Raw genomic sequence first — 14705 nt, 5'->3', positions numbered from 1 at the left:
ATCCTCAATTAACCTTTAATTCCGCTGCTGGTCACGCCCTGAACGAAGTAGCGCTGAGCCATGAAGAAAATGATGATGGATGGCAGAATGGAGATACTCGCCATTGCCAGAATTTCGTTCCACGGTGCACCTTCCGTAACGTCGATAGACATTTTTAGGGCCAGTGCGATGGGGTATTTGTCGACGCTGTAGACGTAAATCAACGGACCGATAAAGTCGTTCATTGACCACATGAACTGGAACAGCGCAACGGAAATGATGGCCGGTTTCAGAATGGGTACTACGACGTACCACAGCACCTGCCAGGAGTTGCAACCGTCAATCTGCGCCGCTTCTTCCATGTCGCGCGGAACGCCGCGCAGGAACTGGATCAGCATGAACACGAAGAATCCATGGGTGGCGAACGCTAACGGCAGATACAACGGCAGATAGCTGTTCAACATGCCCATTTCGCGGAACATGATGTACTGCGGGATCAGCAGTACGGTGCTGGGGAGCAGCATGGTGGCAATCAGTGTGGCGAACCAGAAGTTCTTCCATGGAATCTCAAACCGGGCAAAGCCATAAGCCACGATAGTGGAAGAGATTACCGTCAGAACCACCTTCGGAATCACGTACTGGAAGGTATTGATCATGTAGTGACCGAAAGTATATTCGGTCCCGGTTTTCCAGCCGTTGATAAAGCCATCCCAAGTCGCGTGCGTTGGCCACAGGCTCAGCGTCGTGAAAATTTCGTGGTTGGGCTTGAATGAAGCTGAGAACATCCACGCCAGCGGGTAGAGCATCAGGATGCCGACACCCAGCAGAATGACGTAGCGAATCCCGGCATTGATTTTTTCCCGGCGCAATGTGCGGCGAACTTCTTCCGCAGCGATATCCTGCGCAGACATTGGTGAATGAATATCAGCCATTTTTCCCTCCCTTATCGGCGGAATAGAACACCCAGTATTTGGACGATTTGAAGGAAATCGCAGCAAAGACGGCAACAACCAGGAACAGTACCCACGCAAGGGCAGCGCCATAGCCCATATCGAAATACTTGAATGCCGTCTCGTAGATATAGAGTGAGAACAGATAGGTGTAATGGGTCGGACCGCCGCCGGTAATGACGTAGGGTGCGGTGAACTCCTGGAACGCCTGTGTGGTTTGCATGATGAAGTTGAAGAAAATGACCGGTGTAATCAACGGTACAGTCACTTTCAGGAACATCTGCCATTTTGACGCGCCATCGATCATGGCGGCTTCATACTGAGACTGCGGGACGTTCTGCAGTGCAGCGAGGAAGATCACCATGGCGGAACCAAACTGCCAGACGCGCAGCAAGGTGACGGACATCAGCGCCAGCGCCGGTTCACCCAACCAGTTAATCGGGTCGAGGCCGAGCACGCCGATAAAGCTGTTGAGCAGCCCGTCGATGGCGAACAATGCGCGCCACAACACGGCGATCGCTACGCTGCTGCCGAGAATAGACGGTACATAATAAGCGGTACGGAAAAAGCCGATACCACGCAGTTTGAAGTTAAGTACAAATGCAATTAACAGTGCGAAAATCAGTTTAAGAGGTATGGTCAGAAATACATAAGCGAACGTAATTCCCATGGATTTCCAAAAAAGATCGTCCTCCATAAACATCCGGTGATAATTCTCAAGACCGGTGAATGTGGGGGGGCTCATTAAATCATACTCAGTAAAACTGAGCACAAACGATGAAATAAAGGGGAAAGCGGTAAAAACTATCAACCCTATTATATAAGGGGAGATATAGGCTAACCCCAGCATTCTGTTTTCATTCATAATGCCTACCTACTTTAGTAATGTTGAATCTTAAAAAATAAAAAAATCAATGAGTCAATAATTCTGGGTAAATAAACTCAACGTCGTATATGACCTTGCTCTGTCCATTGATGCGAAAATCGCCATGTACATATCCCCCTTGTGTCAGAATGGTGGGAAGCGTGCTCAATTTATTTCTGCAAGCAGCAATTAGTGTAAGCAGAATCGCTGGGAATGGATCGTCAAGCCGTATATAGCGATGATGTTCTGAACGCATCAGCAAGCCGTGATGGAAATAACGGTTAAACAGAATTTCCGCTAATTGCCATGCATATTCCGCCCACTGCGCCGACTGTTTTTCTTCGGCGAGCTCAATAACCGCCAATAATAAAAATGGCGAAGCGGCTTGATGTATACCCTGCTTTTCCAACCGGGACAACAGTGTGGAGATCAACGAATCAAGCTCACTATCCCCGCTCAGACGCCAGGCACGCACCAGCGGCAGCAAATAATCCCCTTCAATGGGGAAGGGCTTGAGCTCGGTGCCGGCCTTACCATAATAACCGTCGCGCTGGAAACGATAACCTGTCATATCCTGACCGTTGTTCCACATAGGACGCAGCGTATTGGTGTCGGCATCATAGGCGTATTGGTAGTAGTTTTTGAGCCCGGCGATCACCCAGGTCAGCATTTCTTGATCCGGTTGGTGCCGCAGAATTTCCAGCATAGCGAGCGGATTATCCGCCAGTAGCGGGTGCATATCGCGAAAGAGTACGTTAGCCTCGCGGGCAATGGCGCCGAACTCCGGCCCGAACTGCCGCTGAGCGCGATCGCCGAACCAGGATTGTGTCTGGTTGTCATCTGCAGGTACGGGCTGGCGTTGAATGGGTGAACTGAACTGGTATACCGGCATGCCGGTTTCCGGGTTGCGCGCCAGTACATATTGGCGATAAAGATGCTTGCCCCATGCTGCTGCTTGGGGGTCTCCGGTATGGCGCGCATAAGCGAAGGATGCGTAAATCAGATCCGTACCAGCATTGACGAACGTCAACCCTTTAGTCAGCGGCAGTTCCGGCCAGCGAGAGGGATCAACTACATCATGGCGCACATGAGTGAAGACGTTAGGATCACGAACTTTTGCGTAATCGCCATGACGCCCCAGATCCAAAGACTCCCAGTTTTCCACATGCGCATTCCAGAATCCCTGAATAAAATTCAGCGTTTTTTCTGGTTCAAGTTCTAATAGCAATTCGTAATAGGGTAAGTGGTGTTTTAATTCATGCACCAGCGATTTTGATTCCGGCCCTTCGCTGCTTAATGTGTCAAGATTAATAAAACGGTGCCCGCCCCAGAAAAAAAGTCCGCTTTTATCATCAACGAAATGGTTGAGGAAATAGCGACACTGTTCAAATGCAGATTGACGGTATTTTTCCGTTTCTGTGACTTCGCTCATGGAAATTAAAAGACGCAACCAGTTTTGTTGACTGGCGAAATTAGATATAGGGGCGTCATGACCATCTGGAAATTTCCAGACAACCGGCGTCAATGTTTTGACATCAAAACCATCAGCAAGTAACGGCGTTGGATTTACAACGCTTTGAGCGCAGGTTTGAACTTTTTCGATATGACTATTAATGGCAGATAACCATCGCTCTAATTGCCATTTTCTGCTGGTGTTTAAATCCGAAAAAATACTCATGGAGTACCTTCTTAGGAACCTTACGGTCAGTTCCTTATAAATAGAAACATTGTTTTGATTGATTATATTGCCCAACTAACTCTCTCGTCATGTGCTCAATATCGAAAGTGTGATCAGGGTCGGAACGTTGTTTTAAAATTTTTCTGAGTAATTTTGGAAACAGTGTGGAAAAAGAAGAAAATAGGTAACTTATTGATGAAAAAAAGAAAAGCACAATCCAGGATTGTGCTTTCTATCACGAAAAAATATTGAAGCCAACTTAGCGAGCGAGCCAGCCACCGTCTACGGCAACGGTATAGCCGTTGATATAATCAGAGGCGCTTGATGCCAGGAATACCGCAGGGCCTTTCAGGTCTTGCGGCAAACCCCAACGACCGGCCGGGATGCGATCCAGAATTTCTTTACTGCGATCCTGATCCGCGCGCAGCTGCTGAGTGTTGTTGGTGGCCATATAGCCTGGCGCGATGGCATTAACGTTGATGTTGTGTTTCGCCCATTCGTTAGCCATCAGGCGGGTAATCCCCATAACCGCGCTCTTGGATGCGGTATAGGACGGAACACGGATACCACCCTGGAAGGACAGCATGGACGCGATATTGATGATTTTGCCGCCGGTGCCTTGCTTAATGAACTGGCGGGCAACAGTCTGAGACATGAAGAAGACGCTCTTGATGTTAAGGTTCATCACATCGTCCCAGTTCTTTTCACTGAATTCGATAGCATCTTCGCGACGAATAATACCCGCGTTGTTCACCAGGATATCCACTTTGCCGAATTCGGCGACGGCTTTTTCCACCAGAGCGGCATGGCCGGAGACATCGCTCATGTCAGCCGTCAGGCTGAGAAAACGACGACCCAGAGCGGTGACTTTTTCAATCGTGTCTTTCGGCTCGACGATGTTGACACCCACAATGTCACAGCCTGCTTCGGCTAGCCCGATCGCCATACCTTGACCCAGACCGGTATCGCAACCTGTGATCAGAGCAATTTTGCCCTGTAAATTGAATGAATCTAAAATCATAGCTTTAATCTCTCTGTGAACGACATTATTCGTCGCGTGCTGTTACTGTAGGGATTACCGGAGCTCCGGCTTATCACTGTTAGCGTAGTTCGCTAACATTAAGGTGATCCATATCGCCAAAAACCTGATTTTCACCCACCATGCCCCAGATAAAGGTATAGCGTTTGGTGCCTACGCCTGCGTGAATCGACCAACTGGGAGAAATCACGGCCTGTTCGTTATGCACCAGAATGTGACGGGTTTCCTGAGGCTGCCCCATCATGTGAAACACTGCGCTTTCTTCGTCCATGTCAAAGTAGAAGTAGACTTCCATCCGCCGCTCATGCGTGTGACATGGCATGGTGTTCCAGAGGTTGCCCTCCGCCAGTTTGGTTAGACCCATAGTGAGCTGGCAGGTGGGTAAGACATCAGGAACAATATATTTGTTGATGGTTCTCAGATTGCTGGTGGCGTTATCGCCCAACGTTTGAGGTGACGCCTGCGCCGCAGTAATTCTGCGGGTTGGGTAGGTTGTATGGGCTGGGGCGCTGTTGTAGTAAAACCTGGCCGGTGAGTCCGGATTCAAGCTACGAAAATGAATATCTTTGGCTCCACGACCGATATAAAGCGCTTCTTCGTGCCCAACGGCATAGTCCTGCCCATCAACGGTAACGACGCCGTCGCCGCCGATGTTGATAGTGCCCAGTTCACGTCGTTCCAGAAAATAGCTGACGCCCAGTTGGCGGCCGACATCTTCTCCTAACGTTACAGCATGATGAACCGGCATGACTCCGCCGATGATGATTCTGTCGATGTGGCTATACGTCATGGTGCAGGCGTCGGCATCAAAAATCTTTTCTATCAAAAATTCACGGCGTAACCCAGCCGTATCAAGCTGACGGGCATGCTCACTGTGAATACTCTGACGGACTTGCATGATCGCTCCTTGCTTCCAGACTGAACCGGATGAGGGCTCGGGAAGGAAAGCCCCGGGCAGGGCAGGAAACATCGCGTGGCAGTGACAATGTCACCAGACCCTGACTGCCCGGTTCTTTCGTATATGGCGCGATAATAGTGTGGTTGGGATATGAATTCAATAAAAATGAAATAATGTTTTATTTATTTCTTGAGGGGCGTCATGGTTTTACTTATTTTATGTTTCGTCTGGTCCTGATGTTACTAGAATGTCGGTACTTGTCTTGTCCTGTTGCCTGAGGGTATCAAGGCGAACACATAACACAATATTGAGGAGAAAAAATGAGAAGGTACTTTATTGACGACGATACGCCATGGGAAGAACTGGGCGGTGGCATCAAGCGTAAGATCATTACCTGGAGCGATGACCTGATGATGGTGTGCGTGCATTTTGCCAAAGGCGCGATCGGCACTCCGCACAAGCATGACATTCATGACCAGATAGCCTATGTGGCGGCCGGCAGTTTCGAAGTAGAGATTGAAGGCGAAAAACGCATTCTGAAAACGGGTGATGCCTATATGGCGGTGAAAAATGAGATCCACGGCGTGGTTTCTTTGGAAGATGGCAGTGTGCTTATCGATACTTTCTCGCCGAAACGTGCAGATTTCCTCTGATTGATGTCAGAATGATACCGGCCGGTTAGGCCGGTATTTTCGCTGTTCGTTTAATCTCGCCATTTCTTGCCTTTGTCCTCGGAACGCACACCAGGCTAGCGCTGATGCGTTGGGTGTTGAAGCCTATCTACAGCAGGAAAGAAAAGTTGACTCTTCATAAACCTGAAGTACCCTGCTATCGGGTTTGAATATACTTATTTTCTGTCTCGACCGGTAACGTTTCCACGACGTTGCACACAAGGGGAACTCATGACGTATCAACAGGCTGGCCGCATTGCGGTGTTTAAACGCATCGCGGGTTGGATCCTTTTTATCCCGGCTCTGCTTTCGACAGTGATTTCATTGGCAAATCTTGTTCATACCTTTACTGAGAAAACTCAGGGCATCAATGGTGTCCTGCAGGATTTTCTGCACTTAGTAGTCGAGGTACTGCGTTTTAATACGCCATTTTTGAATGTGCTCTGGTTCAATTCACCGGTGCCGGATTTTGGGCGTCTTTCCGCCAGCACAACACTTATGTTCTGGGCGGTCTATCTCTTGATTTTTTTTGGTCTGGCTTTACAAGTTTCCGGCGCGCGTCTTTCTCGTCAGGTCAAGCATATTCGTGAAGGGTTGGAAGATCAGTTAATTCTGGAAAAAGCGAAAGGCGAGGAGGGGAAAACTCGTGAGGAGTTAGAGTCCCGTGTCGAGTTACCCCGACATAGCGTTTTTCTGCAATTTTTTCCGTTGTACATCTTGCCGGTCGTTGTTGCGGTAGTCGGTTATCTGGTACTGAAAGTCATCGGTCTGGTCGGCTGATAGTCAATCGGGGCGCTAACCCCGATTGGCATTTTCACTCCGTGCGTTTTCATTCTCTGGAAAACAATAGCGCTGACTCAATGGCTTGCTGTGCGGCAACAACGTGTTTGCCGCCAAACAGGTTGGCGCGATTGAGTAAATAGTAAAGCTGGTAAATGGGCTGACGTTCCACAAAGCCTTTATCCAGAGGCCATACGCTTTGGTAGCCGTCATAAATTTGCTTAGGTAGATCCGGGTACAAGGGCAGCATAGCCAGATCGCATTCTCTGTCCCCCCAGTAACACGCAGGATCGAATAAATAACATCCCTCGGACGTATTGACCCAATTTCCTGACCATAAATCACCGTGCAGCAGCGCTGGTTGGGGTTGATGACCAGCCAATTGCTGTTCGACTGTAGCGATCAACATACCGATATCACCAAAACTCAGGCCTTTTTCCGCCGCCAGTTGCAGTTGCCAGCCAATGCGTTGCTCGGCAAAAAATGTGGCCCAACGCCGTTGCCAGGCATTGGGTTGCGGCGTGGTTGAGAGATCATTGTCAAAATCGAGGCCGAATTGCGGTTGGTCACTCCATTGGTGAAGTTTGGCCAGGTGTTGCCCAAGGCACCAGGCGCTGTGGGCATCCAATGGTTTGGTCGACAGATATTGCAATAAGAGGAAGCTGTAGTCGCGGGTACAACCCACACCGTAAACGGCCGGGGTCTGTACGGTTTTGCTTTTGGCCAACAGTTCAAGCTGTTCCGCTTCAGCCCGGAATTTGGTCAACAATTCCCGGGAATCACTCTTGATGAACACATCGTGTTCACCATAGCGAATAAACCATGCAGAGTGGATTTCGCCTCCGGGCAACTCTCTACGTTCCTGAATCTCACCCGGCCCCAGATGCTCTTCCAGTAGTTGTGCGATCGTTTGCCACATAGGTCACCTCCCGTTGATGCAATCTGATAGATCATTACGTTAATGAATTATGCAGTATAAAAAATGAATCTGGCGCACAGCCGATGGTGTTGGTAATCCCCATCGAAACGAAGGGAGAAAGATACGTATTATGCTGTGACCTTTCTCTGAAAAATGGTCTGAGTGACCGGCTATAACGGTGTGATAAAGAAACTGACGGGATGACAATAACGCTTAATTACTGTGCTTGTCACGACAGATGTTCAAATATTGTCGCGGGTTCAGAAATCCCAGCTGTGTCTGAAGGGATGTGGTCGATTTGATATAAAAGAAAATCAGATGGATACTTGGTCTTCGCTGTTTTTGATCTGGATCTTATCGGAGGGATTAGTTCCGCGTGTTAAAAATGCATGAAGGAAAATGGATGAGACATTAATCTCATAAAATAATCGTTGGACAAAACGTAATAGAAGGGTGATTGCATGAATCCGGCATCGTAATACATTTTTTCATGTAAATGCTCGTCAATTCATCCTGAGGGCGCTCGCAGAATTATGATCCCTATCACTGACTTAAATAGAATGGAAAGTATGCATCTTGGTGGGGCGGTGCAATTTTTGACTTGGTATTCTTTAACAATTCGGCGCAGTGTGTACAGAATGAATGTTAACAAACTATTTTTTGCAGAAATAATACAAGCATCTTTATAAGATGAAATTTATATATCACCTTTGTTTCATCATTATTGTATATTTAGATAATCACCATCAGAAATCGGTGTGCGTATCTTATTGTATATAAAGTTTTTTATTGTATTTTTTACATTTTTTGCCAACTGTGTAAGAACACGATTACCGAAACTGTCTCTATCATGAAGAGATGGGAAACATACGGGCAATATTGTTTTGTTATAGTGATGGGTACCGCCGTATTAATTAGGCGCAACACCTTGCGTAATTATCATATCGTGCACATAATCAAACCATTGGGACTGTCATAGGGAATACTTCTGGTATGTCAATATAGCAGCCCTGAGCGGATTGACATATTAACTGATACATTAAAGTCCCTAATTTGTGCGGCATGTCCATCACTGTAAAAAAATGGCTTGCCAATGATAACAGAGTGTGTAATAAACCTTTTTGGTAAAAACGAGGTACAGTTCTGTATATGAATGGCATTTTCAGTAAAGAAGTATTGAGTACAAACGTTAGCGTTGAATACCACTTCTCTGCCGATCCTTATTTTCGTGCCTCAATCAGTAACGACTCTGGTTTTTCTGTATAACGCACCTGTGCGGTTTAACTATTAAAGGAAATTTTGAAATGGCAAAGATTAAAGGTCAGGTTAAGTGGTTCAACGAGTCCAAAGGCTTCGGTTTCATTACTCCGGCTGACGGCAGCAAAGATGTGTTTGTGCACTTCTCTGCAATTCAAGGCACTGGTTTCAAAACATTGGCAGAAGGCCAGAACGTTGAGTTTGAAATTCAGGATGGGCAAAAAGGCCCGTCTGCGGTTAACGTTACCGCACTGTAATTGTCAGTTTATAGACTAAAACCCGCCTGGCGCGGGTTTTTTGCTTTTTTGATTTACACCTTCCGGTTGTCGGTTCTGTATGCAAACTCCTTTTTTTCCGTATCAATGCCCGTTGTGTCACCGTCCGTTGCAGCATGAGTTTGGACGCTGGTCATGCGGCCAACATCACTTCGATTGTGCCCGGGAAGGGTATGTCAACTTGCTGCCTGTGCAGTTCAAACGCTCTAAACAGCCCGGCGACAGCGCTGAAATGATGCAGGCCAGGCGTTCCTTTCTGGATGCCGGACATTACCAGCCGTTGCAGGCAAATGTCACCCGTCTGTTTGATGGGTGTTTAACGTCGCCCGGTAGTTTGCTGGATATCGGATGCGGGGAAGGGTATTACACGGCGGCATTGGCAGATGCGTTGACGAACAGAGGCATTCAGGTTTATGGGCTTGACGTTTCCAAAGCTGCAATCCAACGTGCGGCTAGACGTTATCGGCAAGTTATGTTTTGCGTCGCATCCAGTCAGCGATTGCCATTTGAGTCCTGCGGATTGGATGCAGTATTAAAGATTTATGCTCCCTGTAACAGCGATGAATTAGCTCGGGTGATCAAGCCTGGTGGTGTATTACTGACGGTGTCACCAGGGCCACGGCATTTAATGGCGCTTAAGGCCCGTATATACCCAGAAGTGAGATTGCATCCCGATATTGATGAAGTGTTTTCAGGGTTTCGGTTGGAGCAATGTGTGAAATTGGCTTATTCAATGCAACTCACCGGGAGAGAGGCCGCAGATTTATTGCAAATGACGCCTTTTGCCTGGCGTGCTAGCGAGGATGCTAAAGCAACGCTGCGTTCGGAGCCAGTATTTACTTGTGAAACGGATTTCCTGATACGTCTGCACCGACGCGAAGCATAATAGCGAAATAAATGGGCAACCTGGGTTGCCCATTGTTATACGCATCAGGCCAGACTGCCCAGATGTTCGTAGAGAATGTTACAGCCAATGCCAATCAGTACCAGTCCCCCGACAATTTCGGCTTTTTTACCGAGGATAGGGCCGATATAGCGGCCAATCATCATGCCGAGCGTCACCATGATCATGGTGGCACTGCCAATCATCATGGCTGTGTGGAATATATTGACTTGCAGGAAAGCCAGACCGACACCGATCGCCATGGCATCTAGACTGGTAGCTATTGCGGTACAAACCAAGGTAACTAGGCTATGTTTGCTGATTTTTTCGCAGTGACAGCCGGTTTCGCCTTTCAGGCCTTCCATGATCATTCTGCCGCCAAGAATCAATAGCAGACTAAATGCCACCCAATGATCCCATTCAATAATGAACTGGCTGGCATAGAAGCCAAGCGCCCAACCCACAAGTGGAGTAATCGCCTCAATGAGGCCAAAAATCAGCCCGGTTCTTAACGCTTCGCTAAAACGAGGTTTATGTAGTGCAGCACCTTTTCCTATGGACGCAGCAAAGGCATCCATAGACATGCCAAAAGCAAGGATGAGAGTTGCAGACAAATTCATTGTAAATAGCCTCGGCTGGGGCGGTTATCCATATCCACACAATCCACCCCCAACCAGACGATGGATCATGTGTCTATGGTCTCGCCTGCCTTTCTGGCCGTTCGCACCACGTTTTTGCAAACGAGTATGTTGATACGAACATTCCTGAAACTGCGTCAGGAATTGGCTACTCCCCAATGACTGCGCAACCTTATCATATTATTCAGGCATGAAACAACAAGTAATAACATGTTATTTATCAACGATATTGATAATTATTTTCATTTAAAACAAAAAAGAAACAAATGGAGTAAATTGCATCAATAATAATGTGGTTAAGGAAATAACTTAATTATTGTAGGGATAGAATATTAATATTTTAGCGTCATGAAATAAAATTCAATTTATTGAATTTCAATGAGAAATTTATAAATTTTGTCAAGGTCATCTAATTTCTTGACCGCAATGAATATACGGCGTTGCTCAAGATCTATAACAAGAATGCCATCTTCCGATAAGTTCATGGCTTTTATTCGATGATAAGGAATATAGGTATTGGCGTAGAAAAAACCTTGCTCTTTGAATAACAATTTAGGTTGTCGAATGATCGACAAATATATAGCCATCATGACCAGTGTAAATAACAGGACTGTAGTAAGCAGGGTGCCTTGAGTGGTGACGTTTTTGTAAATCAAAATGGCCACGAGTACAACGAAGATGACAGCGTCGAGATAATGGGTCCGTCGCAGAAAGATTTTCAGGCAGGTGTGTCCATATTGGCGATCCATGATGATTTCGTCATAAACCGCATACGCCAGTGCCAGCAGCAGACAGCCGCACAACGTTATATCGGTCAGGCTCATAGTCAGCTCCATGCTTTACAACGGGCAGATGATCGAGATAGAAGCATGCCGGGTTTCCCCGACATGCTTACTGAGATTACAAACCGAGCAAGCCGAGCCAATACCCGACAATACCGATAACGAAAAAGCCGATGATGAGCCAGAGTGCATTGATTTTGCGCCTCAGTAGCCACATACAGCCAAATGTCAGCAGGAGCGGCACTAAACCCGGCATCAACTGATCAAGGATCGATTGCACCGTGGTGACAGTGGTTTGCCCGTTCTGAGTGGTAACGCGGGAAACAACCAGCGGGATATTGACGTGCGTCCATTTGTTGACCAGCGCTCCCATGACGAATAACCCCAAAATCGAGGAACCTTCAGTCAGTTTTTGCAGGAGGCCGCCACCCATATCCTGAACGATATCCGCACCTTTGCGATAGCCATATGCCACACCGTAGTAGCGAACCAGCAGACGTACCAGATTAAACAGCACGAAAAACAGAATCGGCCCCAGCAGGCTGCCGCTCATAGCTATGCCGGCGCCCAATGCCGCAAACACCGGCCGTGCCGTTCCCCAGAATATCGGGTCGCCGACACCGGCCAGCGGCCCCATCAGGCCGACTTTCAGGCCGTTGATGGCACCGTCGTCAATCGCCGCGCCGTTGGCCCGTTGCTCTTCCATTGCCATGGTAACGCCCAGCACTGGCGCTGCGACGAAAGGTTGGGTGTTGAAAAATTCCAGGTGGCGCCTGATGGCCTGCTTGCGTTCTTCCGAGTTTTCCGGATACAGGCGGCGAATGACCGGTACCATGGAAAAACAGAAGCCCAGCGCTTGCATACGTTCGAAGTTCCACGACCCCTGAAACAAGTTGGAGCGAATAAACACAGCGCGAATGTCGCTGGGAGTAAGTTTTTTTTGCGTGGTATCAACCATGATAGCTCTCCTGTCAGTCCAGTTCGTTGTCGAGGTCGTTGCTGGCGGCGGCGGAAGCCGCGCCTTGCGCCTTGTTGTATTTGGGGCTGAGCTGGATATACAGAATTGCCATGACAACTCCGATAACGCCCAGGGCGACCAGATTGAAGTTGGTGAACGCGGCGGTGACGAAGCCCAAATAGAAGAAAGGCATCAGGTAGCCGGCACGCATCATGTTGATCACCATCGCATAACCGACGACGACAATCATGCCGCCGGCGATATTCAGGCCGGTGGTGACAACATCGGGAATGGATGAAAGTAGGGCATGAACCGCTTCGGTACCGACCGAAACTGCAACGATTACTGCTGGAATGGCAATACGCATGGCCTGCAGCAGCAGGGCGGAAACGTGGATCCAACTGATAGCGGAAAGGTTGCCGCGCTCGGCGGCGCTGTCGGCGGCATGCTGGAACGCCACGGTGATGGTTCGCACGATGATGGTCAGGACCTGTCCGGCGGCAGCCAGCGGAATGGCCAGCGCGATACCAGCGCCAACGCTCTGACCGCCGGCGATGACCAGAATAGTGGATATGATGGACGCCAGTGCGGCGTCTGGGGCCACCGCCGCACCGATATTCATCCATCCGAGCGCGATCATTTCCAGCGTACCGCCGATGATGATCCCGGTTTTCACATCGCCGAGTACGAAGCCGATTAGCGTACAGGCAACCAGCGGACGGTGAAATTGAAATTCATCCAGAATAGAACCCATGCCGGAAATACAGGCGACGAGAAATATCAGCACAATTTGAAGCGTAGTGATCTCCATTCTATTTCTCCTGTGAGAATAGCGTATTGACACGTTGAGTTGTCATTTAACCCGCTCATTTCTAATAGATTAAGGCGCGGCCTTGTTGATCAAATCCATCATATTGAGCCGGGTGTCGGTGGAAACCTTGCGAACTTCCAGTTCGATCCCACGGTCGTGGAGTTTGTTAAAGGCGACGATGTCTTGTTCATCGATGGATACAGCGTTGTTGACCTGGGTTTTACCCTGCCGGTAAGCCATACCGCCGATATTGACCGATGTAATCTTGACGCCATCCTCTACCAGCCGTACCACATCGGTTGGGTTAGTGAATAACAGCATGACGCGGTCTGCGGCATATTTGGGGTTGTTGTAAACGCGCACGGCTTTGGCGACATCCACCACATGGGCGGTAACGCCGGGCGGCGCCACCTGGGTGAGCAGGGTTTTGCGCACGGTATCCGCCGCGACTTCGTCGCTGACGACGATAATCCGGCTAACGTTGGTTTCTTTGGTCCAGCGGGTGGCGACTTGCCCATGGATCAGACGGTCGTCGATGCGGGCCAATCCAATTTTCATATGCCCACCTGGGCCAGGGGGAGCGGCTTTGGGGGCTGCAGGCTGTTTACGAACCGGCGTGTTTTCCGGTTCGACCGCTTTCAGCGCTTTTACACCGGCTCTTCCGGCTTCTACCGCGATGCTGACCAACTCTTCAAAAGCGGGATCGTCATCCCGGGCCATAAAGGTCTCTGCCAGCATAGGAATGTTGACACCGGCGACCACTTCATACCCTTGTTTGTTGTTCACCAGGCGGCTGGCCGCGTTGAATGGGCTGCCGCCCCAGGTATCCACCAGAAAAAGAACCCCTTCTGATGTATCCAGTTCCGCGAGCTTTGCCTGATATTTCTCCATCAAAATCTCGACATTTTCCCCGGGAACAAAATCAATCCAGCCAACATTCTGTTGTTCTCCGAGAATCATTTCCGCTGTTTTTAACAGCGGCCCGGCTGTGGAGCCGTGAGTGCATAACATGATGGCTATACTCACTTGCTACCTCCCTCATTGTTGTCACTGTCTTGCTGCGCATGCGCATTATGGATAAATAGGCGGTAAATGTTTTTTATCCGTGATGATCTTAGGCGCTAACGCGCTTTCCTGCTCACTCCATGGCACGAAAAGCGCGACTTTGCCCGAAAGCGTGCGAATCGATTCAGAACACACTGACATTGCCGGCAAATGACGGGATTTATTTTAGGTATCGAAAAAATAAATTATGTGACCTTGGTCGACAATTAATAGTAGGTGGTCATATTAGCTGCTCTTAAGTGTGAATTTGTCGAGGT

General features: G+C 48.6%; 16 protein-coding genes and 1 riboswitch. Of the genes, 5 read left to right on the top strand and 11 right to left on the bottom strand.

Features of this window, described 5'->3' with window-relative positions:
* Positions 1-8 precede the first annotated feature (8 nt).
* From HEP82_RS02405 to kduI, 5 genes are all read right to left on the bottom strand, one after another.
* On the bottom strand, positions 9-911 hold the full coding sequence (locus tag HEP82_RS02405) for a carbohydrate ABC transporter permease (protein ID WP_015853734.1): 903 nt from the start codon (positions 909-911) through the stop codon (positions 9-11).
* Positions 904-1794 (bottom strand): carbohydrate ABC transporter permease, encoded by an 891-nt coding sequence (locus HEP82_RS02400; protein ID WP_015853733.1) that lies wholly within the window; start codon positions 1792-1794, stop codon positions 904-906. Before HEP82_RS02400 ends, HEP82_RS02405 begins: the two co-directional genes overlap by 8 nt.
* 46 nt (positions 1795-1840) lie before the next feature.
* A complete protein-coding gene (gene pelW / locus HEP82_RS02395) occupies positions 1841-3472 on the bottom strand; it encodes a pectate disaccharide-lyase PelW (RefSeq protein ID WP_192456846.1) in 1632 nt (543 codons plus the stop codon).
* 259 nt (positions 3473-3731) lie between these two features.
* On the bottom strand, positions 3732-4493 hold the full coding sequence (gene kduD / locus HEP82_RS02390) for a 2-dehydro-3-deoxy-D-gluconate 5-dehydrogenase KduD (protein ID WP_015853731.1): 762 nt from the start codon (positions 4491-4493) through the stop codon (positions 3732-3734).
* A 79-nt stretch (positions 4494-4572) separates the two neighbouring features.
* Positions 4573-5409, bottom strand: coding sequence for a 5-dehydro-4-deoxy-D-glucuronate isomerase (kduI, locus tag HEP82_RS02385; protein ID WP_192456630.1), 837 nt, complete (start codon positions 5407-5409; stop codon positions 4573-4575).
* 320 nt (positions 5410-5729) lie between these two features.
* Here kduI and HEP82_RS02380 point away from each other — a divergent pair, with 320 nt between their 5' ends.
* Together HEP82_RS02380 and HEP82_RS02375 are read left to right on the top strand one after the other, a co-directional pair.
* Positions 5730-6062, top strand: coding sequence for a cupin domain-containing protein (locus HEP82_RS02380; protein ID WP_192456629.1), 333 nt, complete (start codon positions 5730-5732; stop codon positions 6060-6062).
* Positions 6063-6311: 249 nt separating this feature from the next.
* Entirely contained in the window at positions 6312-6860 is a 549-nt protein-coding gene (locus HEP82_RS02375) for a YniB family protein (protein WP_192456628.1), read from the top strand.
* Positions 6861-6909: 49 nt separating this feature from the next.
* On the opposite strand, the gene HEP82_RS02370 is transcribed toward HEP82_RS02375, so the two are convergent.
* A complete protein-coding gene (locus HEP82_RS02370; protein WP_192456627.1) occupies positions 6910-7779 on the bottom strand; it encodes a fructosamine kinase family protein in 870 nt (289 codons plus the stop codon).
* A 1149-nt stretch (positions 7780-8928) separates the two neighbouring features.
* On the opposite strand from HEP82_RS02370, the gene HEP82_RS02365 reads away from it, so the two are divergent.
* From HEP82_RS02365 to rlmA, 3 genes are all read left to right on the top strand, one after another.
* The gene (locus HEP82_RS02365) at positions 8929-9045 is read left to right on the top strand and encodes a DUF2627 domain-containing protein (RefSeq protein WP_071597672.1); all 117 of its coding nucleotides are present in this window, start codon (positions 8929-8931) and stop codon (positions 9043-9045) included.
* 38 nt (positions 9046-9083) lie between these two features.
* Positions 9084-9293: a transcription antiterminator/RNA stability regulator CspE gene (cspE, locus tag HEP82_RS02360; protein ID WP_015853726.1), complete on the top strand. Its 210-nt coding sequence runs from the start codon at positions 9084-9086 to the stop codon at positions 9291-9293.
* Positions 9294-9372: 79 nt separating this feature from the next.
* Positions 9373-10197 carry a 23S rRNA (guanine(745)-N(1))-methyltransferase gene (gene rlmA, locus HEP82_RS02355; protein ID WP_192456626.1) on the top strand — a complete coding sequence of 275 codons (825 nt, stop codon included), beginning with the start codon at positions 9373-9375 and terminating at the stop codon, positions 10195-10197.
* Positions 10198-10241: 44 nt separating this feature from the next.
* Here the strand turns inward: rlmA and mntP are convergent, their stop codons facing one another.
* From mntP to manX, 5 genes are all read right to left on the bottom strand, one after another.
* Positions 10242-10814: a manganese efflux pump MntP gene (gene mntP, locus HEP82_RS02350; protein WP_192456625.1), complete on the bottom strand. Its 573-nt coding sequence runs from the start codon at positions 10812-10814 to the stop codon at positions 10242-10244.
* A 14-nt stretch (positions 10815-10828) separates the two neighbouring features.
* Positions 10829-11001: riboswitch (yybP-ykoY riboswitch) on the bottom strand.
* Between the two features lie 196 nt (positions 11002-11197).
* The gene (locus tag HEP82_RS02345) at positions 11198-11656 is read right to left on the bottom strand and encodes a DUF986 family protein (RefSeq protein WP_192456624.1); all 459 of its coding nucleotides are present in this window, start codon (positions 11654-11656) and stop codon (positions 11198-11200) included.
* Positions 11657-11732: 76 nt separating this feature from the next.
* Positions 11733-12572: a PTS mannose transporter subunit IID gene (locus HEP82_RS02340; protein ID WP_015853722.1), complete on the bottom strand. Its 840-nt coding sequence runs from the start codon at positions 12570-12572 to the stop codon at positions 11733-11735.
* Positions 12573-12585: 13 nt separating this feature from the next.
* Positions 12586-13383 carry a PTS mannose/fructose/sorbose transporter subunit IIC gene (locus tag HEP82_RS02335; protein WP_192456623.1) on the bottom strand — a complete coding sequence of 266 codons (798 nt, stop codon included), beginning with the start codon at positions 13381-13383 and terminating at the stop codon, positions 12586-12588.
* Positions 13384-13452: 69 nt separating this feature from the next.
* Positions 13453-14409 (bottom strand): PTS mannose transporter subunit IIAB, encoded by a 957-nt coding sequence (gene manX, locus HEP82_RS02330; RefSeq protein ID WP_192456622.1) that lies wholly within the window; start codon positions 14407-14409, stop codon positions 13453-13455.
* Between the last annotated feature and the right edge of the window lie 296 nt (positions 14410-14705).

The sequence above is a fragment of the Musicola keenii genome, from assembly GCF_014855505.1.
GTDB classification, from domain to species: Bacteria; Pseudomonadota; Gammaproteobacteria; order Enterobacterales; family Enterobacteriaceae; genus Musicola; species Musicola paradisiaca.
Note: the sequence above shows the minus strand (reverse complement) of the source record. Positions and strands in the feature narration are given on the sequence as shown.